Annotated in this window: 18 protein-coding genes; 10 read left to right on the top strand and 8 right to left on the bottom strand. The window is 70.0% G+C overall.

What is annotated here, in order from left to right; translation table 11 throughout:
* Window positions 1-21 precede the first annotated feature (21 nt).
* The 4 genes from secD to AC5P09_RS03760 all read left to right on the top strand — a co-directional run bounded on the left by secD (window position 22) and on the right by AC5P09_RS03760 (window position 6,208).
* Entirely contained in the window at window positions 22-1,800 is a 1,779-nt protein-coding gene (gene secD, locus AC5P09_RS03775; RefSeq protein ID WP_493872433.1) for a protein translocase subunit SecD, read from the top strand.
* A gap of 1 nt (window position 1,801) precedes the next feature.
* Window positions 1,802-2,920 carry a protein translocase subunit SecF gene (secF, locus tag AC5P09_RS03770; RefSeq protein WP_329342475.1) on the top strand — a complete coding sequence of 373 codons (1,119 nt, stop codon included), beginning with the start codon at window positions 1,802-1,804 and terminating at the stop codon, window positions 2,918-2,920.
* Entirely contained in the window at window positions 2,917-3,465 is a 549-nt protein-coding gene (locus AC5P09_RS03765) for an adenine phosphoribosyltransferase (protein ID WP_493872432.1), read from the top strand. Before secF ends, AC5P09_RS03765 begins: the two co-directional genes overlap by 4 nt.
* A 193-nt stretch (window positions 3,466-3,658) precedes the next feature.
* Complete coding sequence (locus AC5P09_RS03760; protein ID WP_493872431.1) at window positions 3,659-6,208, top strand: RelA/SpoT family protein; 2,550 nt, start codon at window positions 3,659-3,661, stop codon at window positions 6,206-6,208.
* 83 nt (window positions 6,209-6,291) lie between these two features.
* Here AC5P09_RS03760 and AC5P09_RS03755 read toward each other — a convergent pair whose 3' ends face one another.
* Complete coding sequence (locus tag AC5P09_RS03755; protein WP_266442973.1) at window positions 6,292-7,521, bottom strand: DUF349 domain-containing protein; 1,230 nt, start codon at window positions 7,519-7,521, stop codon at window positions 6,292-6,294.
* A gap of 135 nt (window positions 7,522-7,656) precedes the next feature.
* Entirely contained in the window at window positions 7,657-8,475 is an 819-nt protein-coding gene (locus AC5P09_RS03750; RefSeq protein ID WP_493872430.1) for a peptidylprolyl isomerase, read from the bottom strand.
* 179 nt (window positions 8,476-8,654) lie between these two features.
* Between AC5P09_RS03750 and AC5P09_RS03745 the strand changes: the two genes are divergently transcribed.
* Window positions 8,655-9,377 carry an MBL fold metallo-hydrolase gene (locus tag AC5P09_RS03745; RefSeq protein WP_493872429.1) on the top strand — a complete coding sequence of 241 codons (723 nt, stop codon included), beginning with the start codon at window positions 8,655-8,657 and terminating at the stop codon, window positions 9,375-9,377.
* Between the two features lie 11 nt (window positions 9,378-9,388).
* Entirely contained in the window at window positions 9,389-10,651 is a 1,263-nt protein-coding gene (hisS, locus tag AC5P09_RS03740; protein WP_493872428.1) for a histidine--tRNA ligase, read from the top strand.
* Between the two features lie 130 nt (window positions 10,652-10,781).
* On the opposite strand, the gene AC5P09_RS03735 is transcribed toward hisS, so the two are convergent.
* The 4 genes from AC5P09_RS03735 to AC5P09_RS03720 are packed head-to-tail and all read right to left on the bottom strand — an operon-like array spanning window position 10,782 to window position 14,312.
* Window positions 10,782-11,405, bottom strand: coding sequence for a response regulator (locus AC5P09_RS03735; protein WP_493872427.1), 624 nt, complete (start codon window positions 11,403-11,405; stop codon window positions 10,782-10,784).
* A complete protein-coding gene (locus tag AC5P09_RS03730) occupies window positions 11,402-12,628 on the bottom strand; it encodes a sensor histidine kinase (protein ID WP_493872563.1) in 1,227 nt (408 codons plus the stop codon). Before AC5P09_RS03730 ends, AC5P09_RS03735 begins: the two co-directional genes overlap by 4 nt.
* Entirely contained in the window at window positions 12,604-13,449 is an 846-nt protein-coding gene (locus tag AC5P09_RS03725) for an ABC transporter permease (RefSeq protein ID WP_493872426.1), read from the bottom strand. Before AC5P09_RS03725 ends, AC5P09_RS03730 begins: the two co-directional genes overlap by 25 nt.
* Window positions 13,446-14,312, bottom strand: coding sequence for an ABC transporter ATP-binding protein (locus AC5P09_RS03720; RefSeq protein ID WP_493872425.1), 867 nt, complete (start codon window positions 14,310-14,312; stop codon window positions 13,446-13,448). The genes AC5P09_RS03725 and AC5P09_RS03720 overlap by 4 nt, the downstream gene beginning before the upstream one ends.
* A 144-nt stretch (window positions 14,313-14,456) precedes the next feature.
* Between AC5P09_RS03720 and AC5P09_RS03715 the strand changes: the two genes are divergently transcribed.
* The 3 genes from AC5P09_RS03715 (at window position 14,457) to rpsD (ending at window position 17,453) form a co-directional block, all read left to right on the top strand.
* Window positions 14,457-15,113, top strand: a complete 657-nt coding sequence (locus tag AC5P09_RS03715; RefSeq protein ID WP_493872424.1) for a vitamin K epoxide reductase family protein — start codon at window positions 14,457-14,459, stop codon at window positions 15,111-15,113.
* Between the two features lie 69 nt (window positions 15,114-15,182).
* Window positions 15,183-16,538 carry a replication-associated recombination protein A gene (locus AC5P09_RS03710; RefSeq protein WP_493872423.1) on the top strand — a complete coding sequence of 452 codons (1,356 nt, stop codon included), beginning with the start codon at window positions 15,183-15,185 and terminating at the stop codon, window positions 16,536-16,538.
* A gap of 300 nt (window positions 16,539-16,838) precedes the next feature.
* Window positions 16,839-17,453 carry a 30S ribosomal protein S4 gene (gene rpsD, locus AC5P09_RS03705; RefSeq protein WP_067428966.1) on the top strand — a complete coding sequence of 205 codons (615 nt, stop codon included), beginning with the start codon at window positions 16,839-16,841 and terminating at the stop codon, window positions 17,451-17,453.
* A 27-nt stretch (window positions 17,454-17,480) separates the two neighbouring features.
* Here the strand turns inward: rpsD and AC5P09_RS03700 are convergent, their stop codons facing one another.
* Both AC5P09_RS03700 and AC5P09_RS03695 read right to left on the bottom strand, forming a co-directional pair.
* Complete coding sequence (locus tag AC5P09_RS03700; protein WP_493872422.1) at window positions 17,481-18,302, bottom strand: hypothetical protein; 822 nt, start codon at window positions 18,300-18,302, stop codon at window positions 17,481-17,483.
* Window positions 18,190-20,202: an ATP-binding protein gene (locus tag AC5P09_RS03695; protein ID WP_493872421.1), complete on the bottom strand. Its 2,013-nt coding sequence runs from the start codon at window positions 20,200-20,202 to the stop codon at window positions 18,190-18,192. The genes AC5P09_RS03700 and AC5P09_RS03695 overlap by 113 nt, the downstream gene beginning before the upstream one ends.
* Window positions 20,203-20,356: 154 nt before the next feature.
* Between AC5P09_RS03695 and AC5P09_RS03690 the strand changes: the two genes are divergently transcribed.
* On the top strand, window positions 20,357-20,806 hold the full coding sequence (locus tag AC5P09_RS03690) for a DUF948 domain-containing protein (RefSeq protein ID WP_266443005.1): 450 nt from the start codon (window positions 20,357-20,359) through the stop codon (window positions 20,804-20,806).
* Window positions 20,807-20,814 lie beyond the last annotated feature (8 nt).

Raw genomic sequence — 20,814 nt, 5'->3', positions numbered from 1 at the left:
CCCGAGAGGGAGTACGAGAAGGTGGCAGCACCTAAGAAGGGCCGGAGCGCGAGTGCCCAGAGCAAGCCATGGCGCTCGCTGGCCCTCATCCTGATCGCCATCGTGGCGCTCACCGGAGGAATGTTCCTCTCCGGGCACACCACTCCGCGTCTCGGCATCGACCTTGCCGGTGGTACGAGCATCACGCTCCGGGCGGTCCCCGAGGCCGGCCAGGAATCCGCGATCAACAAGACCAACATGGACACCGCGGTCGACATCATGAACCGCCGTGTCAATGGTCTTGGCGTCTCGGAGGCCGAGGTTCAGACCCAGGGCGAGCAGAACATCATCGTCAACATCCCCAAGGGTACGAACTCCGAGGAGGCCCAGAAGCAGGTCGGCACCACCGCCAAGCTGTACTTCCGGCCGGTCCTGGCCACCGAGGTCTCGGGCGCCGCCGCGACGGCCAGCCCGTCGCCGAGCGCCTCCAGCAGCGCGTCGGGCAGCGACAAGGCCACGGACAAGGCGACCTCGTCGTCCTCTCCCTCCAGCTCCACCACCCCGTCGGCGACGTCCACCTCGCAGGGCCGCGCGCTCACCGACGCCCTGAAGGCCGACCCCACGCCGTCGGCGAGCGCCTCGGCCTCCGCGAGTGCCTCCCCCTCCCCGTCCGCGAGCAGCAGCGATGCCAGCGCGGCGGCCGGCCAACTCGAGGCCCAGTACGCCGCACTCGACTGCACCGACGCGGCGGCCCGTGCCAAGGCCGGTGACGGCGCCAAGCCCACTGACTCCACCGTGGCCTGCGGCCAGAACTCGCAGGGCCAGTGGCAGAAGTACATCCTGGGCCCGGCCGCGGTCGACGGCACCGACGTGGACAAGGCGCAGGCCGTCCTCAACACGACGACCGGCGCCGGCTGGACCGTCACCATGGACTTCACCGACGGCGGCGCCAAGAAGTTCGCCGACATCACGGGCAAGCTGGCCCAGAACCAGTCCCCGCAGAACCAGTTCGCGATCGTCCTGGACGGCGACGTCGTCTCCGACCCGTACGTCAGCCAGGCGCTGACCGGCGGCAGCGCGGAGATCTCCGGCAACTTCAACCAGGAGTCGGCCCAGAGCCTCGCCAACATGCTGTCGTACGGCGCCCTGCCGCTGACCTTCAAGGAGGACAGCGTCACCACGGTGACCGCCGCGCTCGGTGGCGAGCAGCTGAAGGCCGGTCTGATCGCCGGAGCCATCGGCCTCGCCCTGGTCGTCATCTACCTGGTGGCCTACTACCGCGGCCTGGCCCTCATCGCCGTCGCCTCGCTGCTGGTCTCCGCGGCCCTCACCTACGTGATCATGGCGCTGCTCGGCCCGGGCATCGGCTTCGCGCTCAACCTCCCGGCCGTGTGTGGTGCCATCGTCGCGATCGGCATCACAGCGGACTCGTTCATCGTGTACTTCGAACGCGTCCGGGACGAGATCCGCGAGGGCCGCACACTGCGTCCCGCCGTCGAACGGGCCTGGCCGCGCGCCCGGCGCACCATCCTGGTCTCCGACTTCGTGTCGTTCCTCGCCGCGGCGGTGCTCTTCATCGTCACCGTCGGCAAGGTCCAGGGCTTCGCGTTCACGCTCGGCCTGACCACCCTCCTCGATGTGGTGGTCGTCTTCCTGTTCACCAAGCCGCTGCTGACGCTCGTCTCGCGCAGCAAGTTCTTCTCGAGCGGCCACAGCTGGTCCGGCCTCGACCCCAAGCGACTGGGCGCCAAGCCCCCGCTGCGCCGCACCCGCCGTCCCGTCCAGCCTGTCGCCGGCCCTGTCGACCCGAAGGAGGCGTGAGATGTCGAAGCTCGGCAACCTCGGCGCCCGACTGCACCGTGGCGAGGTCGGCTACGACTTCGTCGGCAACCGCAAGCTCTGGTACGGCCTCTCGATCCTGATCACCATCACGGCCATCGTCGGCCTGGCGGTGCGCGGCCTGAACATGGGCATCGAGTTCGAGGGCGGTGCCGTCTTCACCACCCCGAAGAACACCAGTGTCTCGGTGTCGCAGGCGGAGACGTACGCGGAAGAGGCCTCCGGGCACGACGCGATCGTCCAGAAGCTCGGCGACGGCAGCCTGCGCATCCAGATCGCGGGCATCGACACCGACACGTCCGGCCAGATCAAGCAGGAGCTCGCCAAGGACCTCAAGGTCGACAGCGAGCAGATCAACGCCGACCTGGTCGGCCCCAGCTGGGGTGATCAGGTCGCCAACAAGGCCTGGCAGGGCCTCGGCATCTTCCTCGTCCTGGTCGTGATCTATCTGGCGATCGCCTTCGAGTGGCGCATGGCACTCGCCGCGTTCGTCGCGCTGATCCACGACATCACCATCACGGTCGGCATCTACGCCCTCGTCGGCTTCGAGGTCACACCGGGCACGGTGATCGGTCTGCTGACCATTCTTGGTTACTCGCTCTACGACACGGTCGTCGTCTTCGACAGCCTCAAGGAGCAGACGAAGGACATCACCAAACAGACCCGCTGGACGTACAGCGACATCGCCAACCGCTCGATCAACAGCACCCTGGTCCGGTCCGTCAACACCACGGTGGTCGCGCTGCTTCCGGTGGCCGCCCTGCTGTTCATCGGTGGCGGTGTCCTCGGCGCCGGCATGCTCAACGACATCTCGCTGTCGCTGTTCGTCGGCCTCGCGGCCGGTGCGTACTCCTCGATCTTCATCGCCACGCCGCTCGTCGCCGACCTCAAGGAGCGCGAGCCGCAGATGAAGGCCCTCAAGAAGCGCGTGCTCGCCAAGCGCGCGCAGGCCGCCGCCAAGGGCGAGCCGCCGGAGAACGAGGCCGTCGACGAGCCGTTCGACGACGAGCCGGAGGACGCGGCGCCGGCGGTCGTGGGCCCGCGCACCCAGCCCGCGTCCCGCAACCGGGGCCGCGGCCGACCCTCCGGGAAGCGCCGATGACCGAGCTCACCGACATCACGGCACTGCTGCTCAGCCGCATCCGTGATGTGCCGGACTACCCGGAGCCGGGCGTGATGTTCAAGGACATCACCCCGCTCCTGGCGGATCCGGCGGCGTTCACCGCACTCACCGACGCCCTCGCCGCTCTGGCCACGGATACCGGCGCCACGAAGATCGTCGGCCTGGAGGCCCGCGGCTTCATCCTCGGCGCCCCCGTCGCCGTTCGCGCCGGGCTCGGCTTCATCCCCGTGCGCAAGGCGGGCAAGCTCCCCGGAGCGACCCTCAGCCAGGCGTACGACCTGGAGTACGGCTCCGCCGAGATCGAGGTACACGCCGAGGACCTGAGCGCGGGCGACCGCGTCCTGGTCATCGACGACGTCCTCGCCACCGGCGGCACCGCCGAGGCGTCGATCCAGCTCATCCGCCGGGCGGGCGCCGAGGTCGCGGGCCTCGCCGTACTGATGGAGCTGGGCTTCCTCGGCGGCCGCGCCCGCCTGGAGCCGGCCCTCGCCGGCGCCCCGCTGGAGGCGCTGCTCAAGGTCTGAGCACCGGTACACAAGGCGCGCATCACGTGCCGACACCGCGAAGGCGGGCCCGGAGGAATCCGGCGCCCGCCTCTCGTGTTTCTCCGGTTGACGGTCCTCACAGTGGCCTGAAGGCGATCCTCAGGCAAAGGATCGCTACCATGGGGTGTCCGGAGCCTGACCGGGGGACCCGGATCGCGCACGAGGAGCCCTCTTGCCAGACGAGGCCCAGCCACTCACCGCCGCCAAGCCCGAGTCCGCCTCGGACGCCACGGCGAAGCCCGCGCCGCATGCGAACAACGCGAAGAACGACCCCCGCGGGCCGGTCGAGCACGCCCAGTCCGGGCCCGTCGACAAGTCGGCCGAGCAGACGCGCCCCAAGCCCGTCCCGCCCGCCCCTCCGGCTCCGGCACAGCGGCCCACCAACTCGCCGGCGGTCCGCCCCACCGCGGGCCAGCCCGCCCGCACCGGCTCCTCCAACCGCGTCCGCGCCCGCCTCGCCCGTCTCGGTGTGCAGCGCTCCAATCCGTACAACCCGGTCCTCGAGCCGCTGCTGCGGATAGTCCGCAGCAACGACCCCAAGATCGAGACGGCCACGCTCCGGCAGATCGAGCAGGCCTACCAGGTCGCCGAGCGCTGGCACCGCGGCCAGAAGCGCAAGAGCGGCGACCCGTACATCACGCACCCGCTCGCGGTGACCACCATCCTCGCCGAGCTCGGCATGGACCCCGCCACCCTCATGGCCGGGCTCCTGCACGACACCGTCGAGGACACCGAGTACGGCCTCGACCAGCTGCGCCGCGACTTCGGCGACTCCGTCGCCCTCCTCGTGGACGGCGTCACCAAGCTGGACAAGGTCAAGTTCGGCGAGGCCGCGCAGGCCGAGACCGTGCGCAAGATGGTCGTGGCGATGGCCAAGGACCCGCGCGTCCTGGTCATCAAGCTCGCCGACCGCCTGCACAACATGCGCACCATGCGCTACCTCAAGCGCGAGAAGCAGGAGAAGAAGGCGCGCGAGACCCTCGAGATCTACGCGCCGCTCGCCCACCGGCTGGGCATGAACACCATCAAGTGGGAGCTGGAGGACCTCGCCTTCGCGATCCTCTACCCCAAGATGTACGACGAGATCGTCCGCCTCGTCGCCGAGCGCGCCCCCAAGCGCGACGAGTACCTCGCCATAGTGACCGACGAGGTGCAGTCCGACCTGCGCGCCGCCCGCATCAAGGCGACCGTCACCGGCCGCCCGAAGCACTACTACAGCGTCTACCAGAAGATGATCGTCCGCGGCCGTGACTTCGCGGAGATCTACGACCTGGTGGGCATCCGCGTCCTGGTGGACACCGTCCGAGACTGCTACGCGGCGCTGGGCACCGTGCACGCCCGCTGGAACCCGGTTCCGGGGCGGTTCAAGGACTACATCGCGATGCCCAAGTTCAACATGTACCAGTCGCTGCACACGACGGTCATCGGACCCAACGGCAAGCCGGTCGAACTCCAGATCCGTACGTTCGACATGCACCGCCGCGCCGAGTACGGCATCGCCGCGCACTGGAAGTACAAGCAGGAGGCCGTCGCCGGCGCCTCCAAGGTGCGTTCGGACCAGCCGAGGACCACCGGCAAGGACGACCACCTCAACGACATGGCGTGGCTGCGCCAGCTCCTCGACTGGCAGAAGGAGACCGAGGACCCCGGCGAGTTCCTGGAGTCCCTGCGCTTCGACCTGTCGCGCAACGAGGTCTTCGTCTTCACCCCCAAGGGCGACGTGATAGCGCTGCCGGCGGGTGCCACGCCCGTGGACTTCTCGTACGCGGTGCACACCGAGGTGGGTCACCGCACCATAGGAGCCCGCGTCAACGGACGCCTCGTACCGCTGGAATCGACCCTGGACAACGGCGACCTGGTGGAGGTCTTCACGTCCAAGGCGGCCGGGGCCGGACCGTCCCGCGACTGGCTGAACTTCGTGAAGTCGCCGCGCGCCCGCAACAAGATCCGGGCGTGGTTCTCCAAGGAGCGGCGCGACGAGGCGATCGAGCAGGGCAAGGACGCCATCGTCCGCGCGATGCGCAAACAGAACCTGCCGATCCAGCGCATCCTGACCGGCGACTCCCTGGTGACGCTGGCCCACGAGATGCGCTACCCGGACATCTCCGCGCTGTACGCGGCGATCGGTGAGGGGCATGTCTCCGCGCAGAACGTGGTGCAGAAGCTCGTCCAGGCGCTCGGCGGCGAGGAAGCGGCCACCGAGGAGATCGACGAGTCGGTTCCGCCGTCCCGCGGTCGCGGCCGCAAGCGCCGCACCAGCACCGACCCGGGTGTCGTGGTCAAGGGCGTCGACGACGTGTGGGTCAAACTCGCCCGCTGTTGTACGCCCGTCCCCGGCGACCCGATCATAGGCTTCGTCACACGCGGTAGTGGCGTATCGGTTCACCGCAGCGACTGCGTGAACGTGGACTCACTGTCCCGCGAGCCCGAGCGCATCCTCGAGGTCGAGTGGGCACCCACCCAGTCCTCGGTCTTCCTGGTCGCCATCCAGGTCGAGGCACTGGACCGCTCCCGGCTCCTGTCGGACGTCACGCGCGTCCTGTCCGACCAGCACGTCAACATCCTCTCCGCGGCCGTCCAGACCTCCCGCGACCGCGTCGCCACGTCCCGCTTCACCTTCGAGATGGGCGACCCGAAGCACCTCGGGCACGTTCTGAAGGCGGTCAGGGGAGTCGAGGGCGTGTACGACGTGTACCGGGTGACGTCAGCGCGCAGCAGGTAGCACAAGCGCCGCATACGCAGAGGGGCTCCCGTACCGGCAAGGTACGGGAGCCCCTCTTAACGGCTCAGCCGCCTCTTAAAGGCTCAGCCGCCGAACTCCTGGAGCCCCTTCAGAGCCTGCTCCAGCAGAGCCTCGCGGCCCGCCAGCTCCTTCTCGAGCTTGTCGGCCCTGGCGTTGTTGCCCTGGGTCCGGGCCTGCTCGATCTGGCCCCTCAGCTTGTCGACCGCGGCCTGGAGCTGACCGGTCAGACCCTCGGCACGCGCGCGTGCCTCCGGGTTCGTCCGGCGCCACTCGGTCTCCTCGGCCTCCTGCAGGGCCCGCTCGACCGCGTGCATCCGGCCCTCGACCTTCGGCCGTGCGTCACGCGGGACGTGGCCGATGGCCTCCCAGCGCTCGTTGAGCGAGCGGAAGGCGGCGCGGGCGCTCTTCAGGTCGCCGATCGGCAGGAGCTTCTCGGCCTCCTCGGCCAGCTCCTCCTTCAGCTTCAGGTTCTCCGACTGCTCGGCGTCCCGCTCGGCGAAGACCGAGCTGCGGGCGGCGAAGAAGACGTCCTGGGCGCCGCGGAAGCGGTTCCACAGGTCGTCCTCGTGCTCGCGCTGGGCACGGCCCGCGGCCTTCCACTCCGCCATCAGCTCGCGGTAGCGCGCGGCCGTCGGACCCCAGTCCGTTGAACCGGACAGCGCCTCGGCCTCGCCGACCAGGCGCTCCTTGGTCCTGCGGGCCTCCTCGCGCTGCGCGTCCAGCGACGCGAAGTGTGCCTTGCGGCGCTTGGAGAACGCCGAGCGCGCGTGCGAGAAGCGGTGCCACAGCTCGTCGTCCGACTTGCGGTCCAGGCGCGGCAGGCCCTTCCAGGTGTCCACCAGCGCGCGCAGCCGCTCACCGGCCGCCCGCCACTGGTCCGACTGCGCCAGCTCCTCCGCCTCGGTGACCAGCGCCTCCTTGGCGTGACGCGCCTCGTCGGACTGCTTGGCACGCTGCTGCTTGCGCTCCTCGCGCCGCTTCTCGACGGTCTCCACGAGCTTGTCCAGCCGGACCCGCAGGGCGTCCAGGTCGCCGACCGCGTGGTGGGCGTCGACCTGCTCGCGGATGTGGTCGATCGCGGCCTGCGCGTCCTTCGCCGACAGGTCGGTGGTCTTCACTCGCTTCTCGAGGAGGCCGATCTCGACAACCAGGCCCTCGTACTTGCGCTCGAAGTAGGCCAGCGCCTCGTCAGGAGAGCCGGCCTGCCAGGAACCGACGACCTGCTCGCCGTCGGCCGTACGCACGTACACGGTCCCCGTCTCGTCGACGCGGCCCCACGGGTCGCTGCTCACAGCGCCTCCTCCACATGATGCCTGCAAGGAGCCTCAGCGCCCCCGAGCATCGTCCACAGTTTCGTCACGGCCAACATAGGCGACCGGCGGGTTGCCTGTCCGCATCCCGCGCGACCGAAATTACGCAGTTGGCGGTCAGGATTTGGTGACGGTTGCCTTGTTGATGACGACCGTTGCATTGGGCGCTCCGTCGCCCGCTCCGGTGCTCTCGCCCGCGCCCGCGATCTTCTTCAGCACCTTCATGCCGGCCTCCGAAATCGTGCCGAACGGTGTGTAGCTGGGCGGCAACTGGCTGTCCTGGTAGACCAGGAAGAACTGGCTGCCGCCGGTGTGCGCCTGGCCGGTGTTCGCCATCGCGACCGTGCCCGCCGGATAGATGTTGTCCTTCAGGCTTTTGTCCTTCAGGTTCTCGTCCGGGATCGTGTAGCCGGGGCCGCCGCTGCCGGAGCCGGTCGGGTCGCCGCACTGCAGCACGTAGATGCCGCTGGTGGTGAGCCGGTGGCACTTGGTGTGGTCGAAGTAGCCCTTGCCGGCGAGGAAGCTGAACGAGTTCACGGTGTGCGGGGCCGCCGACGTCTTCATCGCGATGTCTATCTCACCGCACGTCGTCGCCAGCTTCATCGTGTACTTCGCCGACTTGTCGATGGTGACCGCCGGCTCCTTCTTCCAGGTCGCCGTCTTGACCTTGCCCGCGGCGGCCTTCTCGCACGGGTCCGGCGCCTTGCTGGTCGCCTCCGCGCTCGGGGTCGTCTCGGAGCTCGCGTTGGTCTTGTCGTCGTCCTTGAGGGCGCCGGTCGTGTACAGCGCGACGCTGCCGATCACGACCACGCCGAGCACCGACGCGATCACCGAGTTGCGCATGCGCGCCTTGCGTCGCGCGGACGTGCGCCGCTGCTGCTGCCGCAAGAACTTCTCCCGCGCGAGCTGCCGCTTCCGCTGTTCCTGGGTGACCACCGGATTCTCTCCTCATGCGTCTCGTACGCCTCTGGGACGCGTGCGTCTTGTGAGCCGACCGCGTGCGTGTGCCCCGTACCGTATATGGGTTCGCTGAGGAATCGGCAGCGCCGGTAGGCTCTGACCACAGGCGCAGTCGCCGAGCAGCCCACCCGTATCGACACAAACGAAGGACGATCGTGCTCATTGCCGGGTTCCCCGCCGGGGCCTGGGGGACGAACTGTTATCTCGTCGCCCCCGCCGCCGGTGAGGAGTGCGTGATCATCGACCCGGGCCACCAGGCCGCCCAGGGAGTCGAGGAGACGCTGAAGAAGCATCGGCTCAAGCCCGTCGCCGTCGTCCTCACCCACGGCCACATCGATCACGTGGCCTCGGTCGTCCCGGTGTGCGGGGCGCACGGCGTACCGGCGTGGATCCACCCCGAGGACCGGTACATGATGACCGACCCGTCGATGGGTCTCGGCCGCTCCATCGGGACGCAGCTGATGGGCGAGCTGACCGTGGGGGAGCCGGACGACGTCCGCGAACTGACCGACGGCGTGAAGCTGGAGCTGGCGGGCATGGAACTGTCCGTCGCCCACGCGCCCGGCCATACCAAGGGGTCGGTGACCTTCCGGATGCCCGAGACGGCCGACATCCCGTCGGTCTTCTTCTCGGGCGATCTGCTCTTCGCCGGCTCCATCGGACGCACCGACCTGCCCGGCGGTGACATGGCCGAGATGCTCGACTCGCTGGCCCGCGTGTGCCTGCCGCTCGAGGACTCGACCGTGGTGCTGTCGGGCCACGGCCCCCAGACGACCATCGGCCAGGAGCGCGCCACCAACCCGTATCTGCGGCAAGTGGCCGCAGGCCGCCAAGATCGCGGTGCGGATTCCAACGCCGCTCCCCGACGAGGAATGTGACGAGACCTTCCGTGAGCACCTTCAAGGCCCCCAAGGGCACGTACGACCTGATCCCGCCGGACAGCGCCAGGTTCCTGGCCGTCCGCGAGGCGATCGCCGCGCCCCTGCGCACCTCCGGCTACGGCTACATCGAGACGCCCGGCTTCGAGAACGTCGAACTGTTCGCGCGCGGTGTGGGTGAGTCGACCGACATCGTGACGAAGGAGATGTACGCCTTCGAGACCAAGGGCGGCGACCAGCTCGCCCTGCGCCCCGAGGGCACGGCGTCCGTCCTGCGGGCCGCCCTGGAGGCCAACCTCCACAAAACGGGCAACCTCCCCGTCAAGCTCTGGTACTCCGGCTCGTACTACCGCTACGAGCGTCCCCAGAAGGGCCGTTACCGCCACTTCTCCCAGGTCGGCGCCGAGGCGATCGGTGCGGAGGACCCGGCGCTGGACGCCGAGCTGATCATCCTGGCGGACCAGGCGTACCGCTCGCTGGGGCTCAGGAACTTCCGGATCCTGCTGAACAGCCTGGGCGACAAGGAGTGCCGTCCGGTGTACCGGGCCGCCCTGCAGGACTTCCTGCGCGGCCTGGACCTCGACGAGGACACCCTGCGCCGAGCGGACATCAACCCGCTGCGCGTCCTCGACGACAAGCGTCCCGACGTCCAGAAGCAGCTGACCGACGCCCCGCTGCTGCGCGACTACCTCTGCGACGCCTGCAAGGCGTACCACGAGGAGGTGCGCGAGCTGATCACCGCGGCGGGCGTCTCCTTCGAGGACGACCCGAAGCTGGTGCGCGGCCTGGACTACTACACCCGCACCACGTTCGAGTTCGTCCACGACGGCCTGGGTTCCCAGTCCGCGGTGGGCGGCGGCGGTCGCTACGACGGTCTGTCCGAGATGATCGGCGGTCCCGCGCTGCCGTCCGTCGGCTGGGCGCTGGGCGTCGACCGTACGGTCCTCGCCCTGGAGGCGGAGGGCGTCGAGCTCGAACTGCCTTCCACCACCAGCGTGTTCGCGGTTCCGCTCGGCGAGGATGCCCGCCGGGTGCTGTTCGCCAAGGTCACCGAGCTGCGCAAGGTGGGTATCGCGGCCGACTTCTCCTACGGCGCCAAGGGGCTGAAGGGCGCGATGAAGAACGCCAACCGCAGTGGCGCCCGTTACACGATCGTCGCCGGTGAGCGTGACCTCGTCGAGGGTGTCGTCCAGCTCAAGGACATGGAGTCCGGGGAGCAGACGGCGGTCGGGGTCAACGAGATCGTGGCGGAACTGGAGTCGAGGCTGGGCTGAGGGGGGAGGGGTGAGAGGGGGTGTTTCTTCGCCCCCGCCGCCCCTTCCCGTCCCGTCCCTGGGGGCTGCCGCCCCCAGGCCCCCGCTTCGGCCCGAAGGGCCTCGTCCTCAAACGCCGGACGGGCTGGGTTCAGTCCAGCAAGCCGTATCGCATCGCGCTCGTCACCGCCGCTGTCCGGTCGTCCACCCCCAGCTTGCCGAAGGCCCGTAGCAGGTGGGTCTTCACCGTTGACTCACCGATGAACAGCCGGCGGCCGATCTCGGCGTTCGTGCAGCCCTCGGCCACCAGCCGCAGCACCGCCGTCTCCCGCTCCGACAACCGCGGTCGATCCGGCTTCGTCCGCAGCTGGTCCACCAGCCGTGCCGCCACCGACGGCGCCAGCACTGTCTCGCCGCGAGCGGCGGCCCGTACCGACTCCGCGAGTTCTCCCCGTGGCAGATCCTTCAGCAGGTAACCCGCCGCTCCGGCCTCCACCGCCCGCAGGATGTCCCGGTCCGTCTCGTAGGTCGTCAGGACGATCACCCGGCACGGCAGCCCGGCCTCGCTCATCCGCACGATGGAGTCGACGCCCCCTCCGCCCGGCATCCGCAGGTCCATCAGCACGATGTCGGGCCGCAACTCGGCGGCCAGCGCCTCCGCCTGCGGCCCGCTGGACGCGTCGGCGATCACCTCCAGGTCCGGTTCCGCGCTGAGCATCGCCCGCAGTCCCTCCCGTACGACGGGATGGTCGTCGGCCAGGATGATCCGGATCACGATGAACTCCTCGGGGACGGTAGGGGCAGGCGGACGGTCACCGTCGTGCCGTCGCCGGGGGCGCTGCGCACCTGGGCCGTTCCGCCGACCTCGGTGGCCCGGGCCCGCAGCCCCGTCAGGCCGTAGCCGCCGGCAGCGGTGTCGACGGCGGTCGGTTCGAAGCCGCAGCCGTCGTCCCGTACGGAGACGGTCAGCGAGTCGTCGGCGTACGCCACCGTCACGGCGACCGCCGAACTCCCGGCGTGCTTGCGGGCGTTGGCCAGTGCCTCCTGGCAGGCGCGCAGGGCGACGACCTCGGGGCCGGCGGGGAGGGCACGTACGGGGCCGGTCACCTCCAGCGTCGCCTCGTGGCGGGCGGCCAGTCTGCGCAGCGCGTCCGGCAGGGAGGCGCCGGCCAGGTCGGCGGGCGCGCCCCCGGCGACCAGGGCACGGGCCTCGGCGAGGTTCAGCCGGGCCGTCTCGTCCATCAGCGCCAGATGCCGGCGGGCCTGGGACACGTCGTGGTCGAGCTCCGCCTCGACGGCCTGGACCAGCATCAGCAGACTGGTGAAGCCCTGCGCGAGCGTGTCGTGGATCTCCCGCGCCATCCGCTCCCGCTCGGCCAGGGCGCCGTGCGCGGCCGACAGCCGGGAGATCTCGTGACGGCTCGAGTCCAGCTTCGCGATCAGTTCGGCCCGCTCCTGGCTCTGCTCGATGATCCGGATGACCCAGGTGCCGACGGCCAGCGAGAAGACGAGGGTGACCACGGCGAACAGCCCGTTGAAGAAGACCTCCTGGTCACTCGGCCACCACAGCAGGGCCCAGCCGGCGACGGGCGCGAGATTGATGACGGCCACCGCCACCAGCGCCTGCCGCATCCGCAACGACATGAAGCACTGGGGAACCAGCGCGAAGGTCATCAGCCGGGTCTCGCCGACCAGGATCGCCGACGGCAGGAACAGCGCCATCGCCGCCACGAGGTAGCCGAGGGCCTGCCGCTCCTCGGGCGGATCGCCCCGCAGGATGGGCCGGCCCACCCACACGAACAGGGGGATCAGGGGGACCAGCAGCGCCGCCGCGGTGATGCGGACCGGCCACCCCGGGGGCCCCGCGCCGAGCACGAACACCAGGGTGGCCAGCCAGATGAGCGCGAAGTAGATGTCCCAGATCCGGAACGACCGCGTCCAGGTGTAGGCGCCGACGACCTCGTCGGGAAGGGTCACCCGTCGCGCCGGTTCTTCCACCGGAAGGTCAGCAGACACAGCAGCAATCCTCCGACGCACCACGCCCCCAGCACCAGGGCGATCCGCCCGAACTCCCAGCCTCCGGCCTGTTCCAGAACCTGTGCCGACTCCGGCAGGAACACCCCGCGCAGGCCCTGGCACATCCACTTCAGCGGGAACAGCGCCCCGATGTTCAGCATCCAGTCCGGGATGGTGTCGATCGCGATGTACACCCCGGAGATGAACTGCAACACCAGGAACGGAAGTACGACCACGGAGGTCGCGCTCTTGCCGGTCTTCGGGACCGAGCTGATCGCGATGCCGAGCAGTGCGCACGCCGTCAGCCCGAGCACGAAGATCCAGGCGAAGTCGAACCACCGGCCCGTGTCCGAGGGCAGGTCGATGTCGTAGAAGGCGGTGCCGACGAGCAGCAGGATCGCCGTCTCCAGCAGACCGGTGACCAGAACCAACCAGATCTTGCCGAGGAAGTACGACGCCGGCGGCATCGGCGTGCCGCGCAGCCGACGCAGCACCTTCTCGTCCCGCTCGATCGCGATCGAGATGCCGAGGGACTGGAAACTCGTCGACATGATGCCGGCGGCCATCATCGCCGGGACGTACAGCTGCGAGGCGTTGATGCCCGCGCCTCGCACGTCGTCGCGGAAGATCGACGCGAACAGGAACAGGAACACCACCGGGAAGGCGAAGGTGAACACCACGTGGTCGCGTTGCCGGAAGAACTGCCGCAGTTCCAGGGCGCCCCGCTGGAGACCGATGCCCCAGGCGCCGGGCAGCCTCTCGGCCAGGGCGTCCGCCCGCGGTCGTACGGCGGTCGTGGTCATCGCGCGTCCTCCTGTCCGGTCAGGCGGAGGTAGACGTCCTCCAGGGTGGGGCGGCGCACGCGCAGCCCGGGGATCTCGCCCTCGAAGCGGCGCATGAGCGTGCCGACCGTCCTGGTCGGTGTGTCCGTGCGCTCCGCGCGCGGGGTGCCGTCCGGGTCGGTCCACTCGACGGTGGCGCCCGTGCCGTACCGCTCCCGCAGGCCGGCCGGTTCGCCCTCGGCGACGACCTGCCCCTGGGCGATGATCGCCAGCCGGTCCGCGAGGGCTTCCGCCTCCTCCAGGTAGTGCGTGGTCAGCACGATGGTCGTGCCCTCGGCGGACAGCTTGCGGATCAGGTCCCAGAACTGGCGCCGCGCCGCGGGGTCGAAGCCGGTCGTCGGCTCGTCCAGAAGCAGTAGCTCGGGACCGCCGATCACCCCGAGGGCCACGTCGAGCCGTCGGCGCTGCCCGCCGGACAGCGCCTTGATCCGGCTGCCCGCCTTGGCCTCCAGACCCACCAGGCCGATGACCTCCTCCGGGTCCCGGGGCCTCGGGTAGTAGCGGGCGAAGTGCCGTACGGTCTCGCGGACCGTCAACTCAGCGGGCGCGGATTCGTCCTGCCAGACGATTCCGACACGTGAGCGCCACGCGCGCGTGCCGTGCGCCGGATCCGACCCGAGGACGGACACCTCGCCCGCGTCCCGGTCACGGTTGCCCTGGAGGATCTCCACCGTCGTGCTCTTGCCCGCCCCGTTGGGCCCCAGCAGGCCGAACACCTCACCCCTGCGGATACCGAGATCGATGCCGTCGACCGCGGTCACGTCGCCGTACTGCTTGCGCAGCCCCCGTACGTCCACCGCGAGTCCGTTCGCGTGTGTTGTCATGCCGCCGAGCCTCGTCCGGAACCGAACGCTCCGGGACGACCGCACGTACTTCCTTACGTCCACCGAACGGTGGACACGCGCCTCGGTACGGCACAATGACTCCTGTCCGGGGAAGGTCCGACTCTCAAGTGACGGAACGGCGTGATGAGCAAGACGACAGTGAAGGACGTCTCCACGGAACCCGAGCCGGAGCGCGCCGAGGCCGCGCCGCGGTCGGTGGGCGGCAGCCGTGCGTTCGCCCTGTTGCTGGTGATCACCGGCGCCGCGGGACTGCTCGCGGCATGGGTCATCACGATCGACAAGTTCAAGCTGCTCGAGGCCAAGGTCGAGGGCAAGAGCTTCACGCCCGGCTGCAGTCTGAACCCCGTCGTCTCCTGCGGCAGCGTCATGGAGAGCGACCAGGCCTCGGCCTTCGGCTTCCCCAACCCGATGCTCGGCCTCGTCGCCTACGGCATCGTCATCGCCGTCGGCATGAGCCTGCTCGGCCGCGCCCGCTTCCCGCGCTGGTACTGGCTCACCTTCAACGCCGGCACCCTCTTCGGCGCCGGATTCTGCGCCTGGCTGATGTTCCAGTCCCTGTACCGCATCAACGCGCTGTGCCTGTGGTGCTGCCTGGCCTGGGTCGCGACGATCATCATGTTCTGGTACGTGACCTCGTTCAACATCCGCAACGGCTTCCTGCCCGCTCCGCGCTGGCTGAAGAGCTTCTTCGGCGAGTTCACCTGGGTCATGCCGGTGCTGCACATCGGCATCATCGGCATGCTGATCCTGACCCGCTGGTGGGACTTCTGGACCAGCTGACCGCCCGGGCACCTGGGCTCTCCGACGGCCCCGACGGGATTGTCAGTGCGGTGACATAGGGTTTTGGACGTGGAGCCCGACCTGTTCACCGCCGCGGCGGAAGACCGCCAGGAGAAGGACCCGTCCAGCAGCCCCCTGGCGGTCCGGATGCGCCCGCGCACCCTCGACGAGGTCGTGGGCCAGCAGCACCTGCTGAAGCCGGGCTCGCCCCTGCGCAGACTGGTCGGCGAGGGCTCGGGCGGCCCCGCCGGACCCTCCTCGGTGATCCTCTGGGGCCCGCCCGGCACCGGCAAGACCACCCTGGCCTACGTCGTCTCCAAGGCCACCAACAAGCGCTTCGTGGAGCTGTCCGCGATCACCGCCGGCGTCAAGGAAGTCCGCGCGGTCATCGACGGAGCCCGCCGCGCCACCGGCGGCTACGGCAAGGAGACCGTCCTCTTCCTCGACGAGATCCACCGCTTCAGCAAGGCCCAGCAGGACTCCCTGCTCCCGGCCGTCGAGAACCGCTGGGTGACCCTGATCGCGGCGACCACCGAGAACCCGTACTTCTCGATCATCTCCCCGCTGCTGTCCCGCTCCCTCCTCCTCACCCTCGAACCCCTCACCGACGACGACCTGCGCAGCCTCGTCCGCCGTGCGGTGAGCGACGAGCGCGGACTCAAGGACGCCGTCACCCTCCCCGAGGACACCGAGAACCACCTGCTGCGCATCGCCGGCGGCGACGCGCGCCGCGCCCTGACCGCCTTGGAGGCCGCCGCCGGGGCTGCCCTCGACAAGGGCGAGACCGAGGTCGGCCTCCAGACGCTCGAGGAGACCGTCGACCGGGCCGCCGTGAAGTACGACCGGGACGGCGACCAGCACTACGACGTGGCCAGCGCCCTCATCAAGTCCATCCGCGGCTCCGACGTCGACGCGGCCCTGCACTACCTGGCCCGGATGATCGAGGCCGGCGAGGACCCCCGCTTCATCGCCCGCCGCCTGATGATCTCCGCCAGCGAGGACATCGGCCTCGCCGATCCGAACGCCCTGCCGATCGCCGTCGCCGCCGCCCAGGCCGTCGCCATGATCGGCTTCCCCGAGGCCGCCCTCACCCTCAGCCACGCCACCATCGCCCTCGCCCTGGCCCCCAAGTCCAACGCCGCGACGACGGCGATCGGCGCCGCCCTGGACGACGTACGCAAGGGACTGGCCGGACCCGTGCCCCCGCATCTGCGCGACGGGCACTACAAGGGCGCCGCCAAGCTCGGCCACGCGCAGGGGTACGTGTATCCGCACGACCGGCCCGAGGGCATCGCCCCCCAGCAGTACGCCCCGGACGCGATCCAGGACCGCGAGTACTACACCCCCACCCGGCACGGCGCCGAGGCCCGTTACGCGGACGCGGTGGAGTGGACCAGGAAGCACCTCGGTCGCAAGCGGCCCTGAGCAGCCTGTAGACTCGTCCGAAGTGCTGCGTCCCGTGTCCGGCTCCGGTCGGCGCCTCAGGCGGGACATCCAGCCGGATCTGTTGATCCAGGAGCGTCGCGCACCGTTGTAGGTGTCGCGGGCAGCCCACCACCACCCGGAGTTCCGGGAGCGGTCGGTGGGCCGTTCGTGTGCTGCACGTATGTGCCCAGCACAGGGGAACGGCTGCCTGACAAGTCCCTCGTGGACCTGTCGGGATTCCCCGGCTGCGGATGCGACCTCCCGTAACCCTGAGGCAGCCGAAAAGGAAAAGGAAAAGAAGTGGCGAACCAGCCCCGCCCCAAGGTCAAGAAGTCGCGTGCCCTCGGCATCGCGCTGACCCCGAAGGCCGTCAAGTACTTCGAGGCCCGTCCCTACCCGCCGGGTGAGCACGGTCGTGGCCGCAAGCAGAACTCGGACTACAAGGTCCGTCTGCTCGAGAAGCAGCGTCTGCGCGCGCAGTACGACGTGTCCGAGCGCCAGCTCGTCCGCGCCTACGAGCGTGCCGCCAAGACCCAGGGCAAGACCGGTGAGGCCCTGGTCATCGAGCTCGAGCGCCGTCTCGACGCGCTGGTCCTGCGTTCGGGCATCGCCCGCACGATCTACCAGGCCCGCCAGATGGTCGTCCACGGCCACATCGAGGTCAACGGCCAGAAGGTCGACAAGCCCTCCTTCCGCGTCAAGCCCGACGACGTCGTGATGGTCCGCGAGCGCAGCCGCGAGAAGACCCTGTTCTCGATCGCCCGTGAGGGCGGCTTCGCCCCCGACGGCGAGACCCCGCGCTACCTCCAGGTGAACCTCCGCGCCCTGGCCTTCCGCCTGGACCGCGAGCCGAACCGCAAGGAGATCCCGGTGATCTGCGACGAGCAGCTCGTCGTCGAGTACTACGCCCGCTGATCACCAGCAGGCCGTAGCAGCACCTCATCAGCCCGCCGTCTCCCCGCCCTTCCGGGTGGGCGAGGCGGCGGGCTGCTGTGTGTCCAGGGCCAGGGTCGCCGTCGCATGCCGCACCGGCCCGCGCGGCGTCGGTACCGCGTCCAGCGAGCGATCCGCGCAGCGCCCCAACGCCCGGACGACGGCCGCGTCCCGGCCGAGCCGCGCGCCCCGCCGTACGCACTCCTCGTACCGCTCGTCGCCCAGCTGCTCCCGGGCGATCGCCTTGCACAGCTCGTGCGGCGCGTTGTAGTACGCCGAACCGAACAGCGGCAGCCCCACCGACGGCCACATCGCGGCGGCGGCGCCCTGCAGCACAGCGGCCTCCGCCGGGTCGCCCTCCGTGGCCGTGACCAGGGCGAGCAGCTCGATCGTCAGCACCGAGCCGAGCAGGTCGTGGAACGCGTGGGCACCGGACAGGCAGTCCGTCAGCAGTGCGCGGGCACTCGCCGGGTCGTCCTCGCGCCAGGCCGCGTAGGCCAGGACATACAGCGCGTACGCGCGGGCCCAGCGCTCGCCGTGGTCCTCACAGACCTGGCGGACGTCCTTGCACAGCTCCACCGCCTCCACCAGATCACCCTGGAACGCCCGTGTCATCGCCAGCTCGACCTGGCACATCAGCACATTGCTGCTGAGCTCGCCGATCTCCTCATAGCGGGCCAGCGCCGAGCGCAGCAGCGTCTCCGCGCGGGCCATGTCGTCACTGACCAGGGCGAGACAGCCGGTGCGGTGCTCGGCGTACGCCACCGCCGTGGGGTTCGCGGTGCGTTCCGCCTCCTCGCGGCACTCCTGGAGCGCCGCCAGCGCGGGCACCGTGTCGCCCTGCAGGATCCCCACATAGCCCAGCACCCACAGCGCTTTCAGCCGCGGCTGCTCGTGCTCCGACTCCAGCCCGACACTGCGCTCCAGCCAGTGCCGACCCTCCGACAACCGCCCACAGCCGGCCCAGTGGAACCACAGCGAGCCCGCCAGGTACTGGCCCAGATGGACCTCGTCCGGCTCGGACAGGCAGTACTCCAGGGCGCGGCGCAGATTCGGCACAGACCTGGCGGACGTCCTTGCACAGCTCCACCGCCTCCACCAGATCACCCTGGAACGCCCGTGTCATCGCCAGCTCGACCTGGCACATCAGCACATTGCTGCTGAGCTCGCCGATCTCCTCATAGCGGGCCAGCGCCGAGCGCAGCAGCGTCTCCGCGCGGGCCATGTCGTCACTGACCAGGGCGAGACAGCCGGTGCGGTGCTCGGCGTACGCCACCGCCGTGGGGTTCGCGGTGCGTTCCGCCTCCTCGCGGCACTCCTGGAGCGCCGCCAGCGCGGGCACCGTGTCGCCCTGCAGGATCCCCACATAGCCCAGCACCCACAGCGCTTTCAGCCGCGGCTGCTCGTGCTCCGACTCCAGCCCGACACTGCGCTCCAGCCAGTGCCGACCCTCCGACAACCGCCCACAGCCGGCCCAGTGGAACCACAGCGAGCCCGCCAGGTACTGGCCCAGATGGACCTCGTCCGGCTCGGACAGGCAGTACTCCAGGGCGCGGCGCAGATTCGGCAGCTCCGCCTCGATCCGCGCCGCCACCTCGTTCTGACGCGGCGAGAACCAGTCCAGCTCGCACCAGGTGGCCAGGCCCAGGTACCAGTCGCGGTGCCGCCGCAGCAGCCGCAGGTCGTCGCCCGTCGCCTCCAGCCAGTCGGCGCCGTACGCCCGGACCGTGTCCAGCATGCGGTAGCGCACGCCGGTCGCGGTCTCCTCGCGGGTGACCACGCACTGGGCGAGCAGCTCCGTCAGGACGTCCAGGACGTCGTCGGAGCGCAGACCGTCCCCGCTGCACACGTACTCGGCGGCCTCCAGGTCGAACCGCCCGGCGAACACGGACAGCCGTGACCACAGCAACCGCTCCTCGGGCGTGCACAGTTCATGGCTCCAGCCGATCGCCGTGCGCAGCGTCTGATGGCGGGATGGGGGTCCCCCCGGGATCGAGCGAAGCCGAGAGCCTGGGGGAGCGTCCCGCCCGCCGCCCGTGAGCAGCCGGAACCGGTCGTCGAGCCGCTCGAGGAGCTGCCCGGGGGACAGGGCCCGCAGCCGTCCCGCGGCCAGCTCGACCGCCAGCGGGATGCCGTCCAGGCGCCGGCACAGCTCGCGTACGTCCGGATCGTCACGCAATGCGAACCCCTGCCGGTCCGCCCGGTCCAGGAACAGCTGCGCCGCCTCGTCCTCGCCGAGCGGCCCCAGCGAGAACACCCGCTCGCCCGCCACGGCCAGCGGTCTGCGTCCCACGGCGAGCACCCTGAGGCCCGGTGCCCGGCGCAGCAACTCGGTCACGAGCTCGGCGCACGCGTCCACGAGGTGCTCGAACCCGTCGAGCACCAGCAGGAGTTCGCGCCCGGCGAGATGCCCGAGCAGGATCTCGCGCGGCAGCCGGGCGGTGTGGTCCGTCAGTCCGAGCGCGTCCATGACGGCATGGTCGAGGAACTCCGGATCGCGCACCGGCGCCAGCTCGACGCGCCACACGCCGTCACCTGCGGCGGACCGCGCGGCCGCGTGCGCCGCCAGCCGCGACTTGCCCACCCCGCCCACACCCGTGACCGTCACGAGCCGCGAGGAGCCGAGCGCCCGCGCCAGCCCGGCCAGTTCGGCCGTGCGGCCCACGAACGCGTCGAGTTCCAGGAGCAGGTTGCCGTTCGCCGAAGTGTCGCCGTGCTGAGGAATGCACATGGAACACGGAGCGTACTGAACCGTATTCAGTCCGTACAATCGCTTCGCGCGAACCCGGGTGCGCGCGGGCGGTAATCCGGTTCGGAGCCAGACCCCCGGCGCGATAGGCTCGGCGTACGACTTTTTCGATATGCAGGCACGTTTCAGGGAGCGGGTGCACACAGTGTCCGGTGGAGAGGTGGCCGGGATCCTGGTGGCCGTCTTCTGGGCGATTCTGGTCTCCTTCCTCGCCGTCGCGCTGGCGAGGCTGGCCCAGACGCTCAGGGCGACCACCAAGCTCGTGGCGGACGTGACCGACCAGGCCGTCCCGCTGCTGGCCGACGCCTCCTCGGCGGTGCGCTCCGCACAGACCCAGATCGACCGGGTCGACGCGATCGCGTCGGACGTCCAGGAGGTCACGTCGAACGCGTCCGCGCTGTCGACGACCGTCGCCTCCACCTTCGGCGGCCCCCTCGTGAAGGTCGCCGCCTTCGGCTACGGCGTGCGCCGGGCCCTCGGCGGCCGCAAGGACGACGTTCCCGCCAAGGCACCCCGGCGTACCGTGATCGTGGGCCGCACGGTCTCTCGGCGGGACAAGCGAGACCTCCGCAAAAAGAAGGACTGAGAGCCAGC

It is taken from the genome of Streptomyces sp. a15 (assembly GCF_059026085.1).
This window is presented reverse-complemented; position numbering and strand designations above follow the sequence as displayed.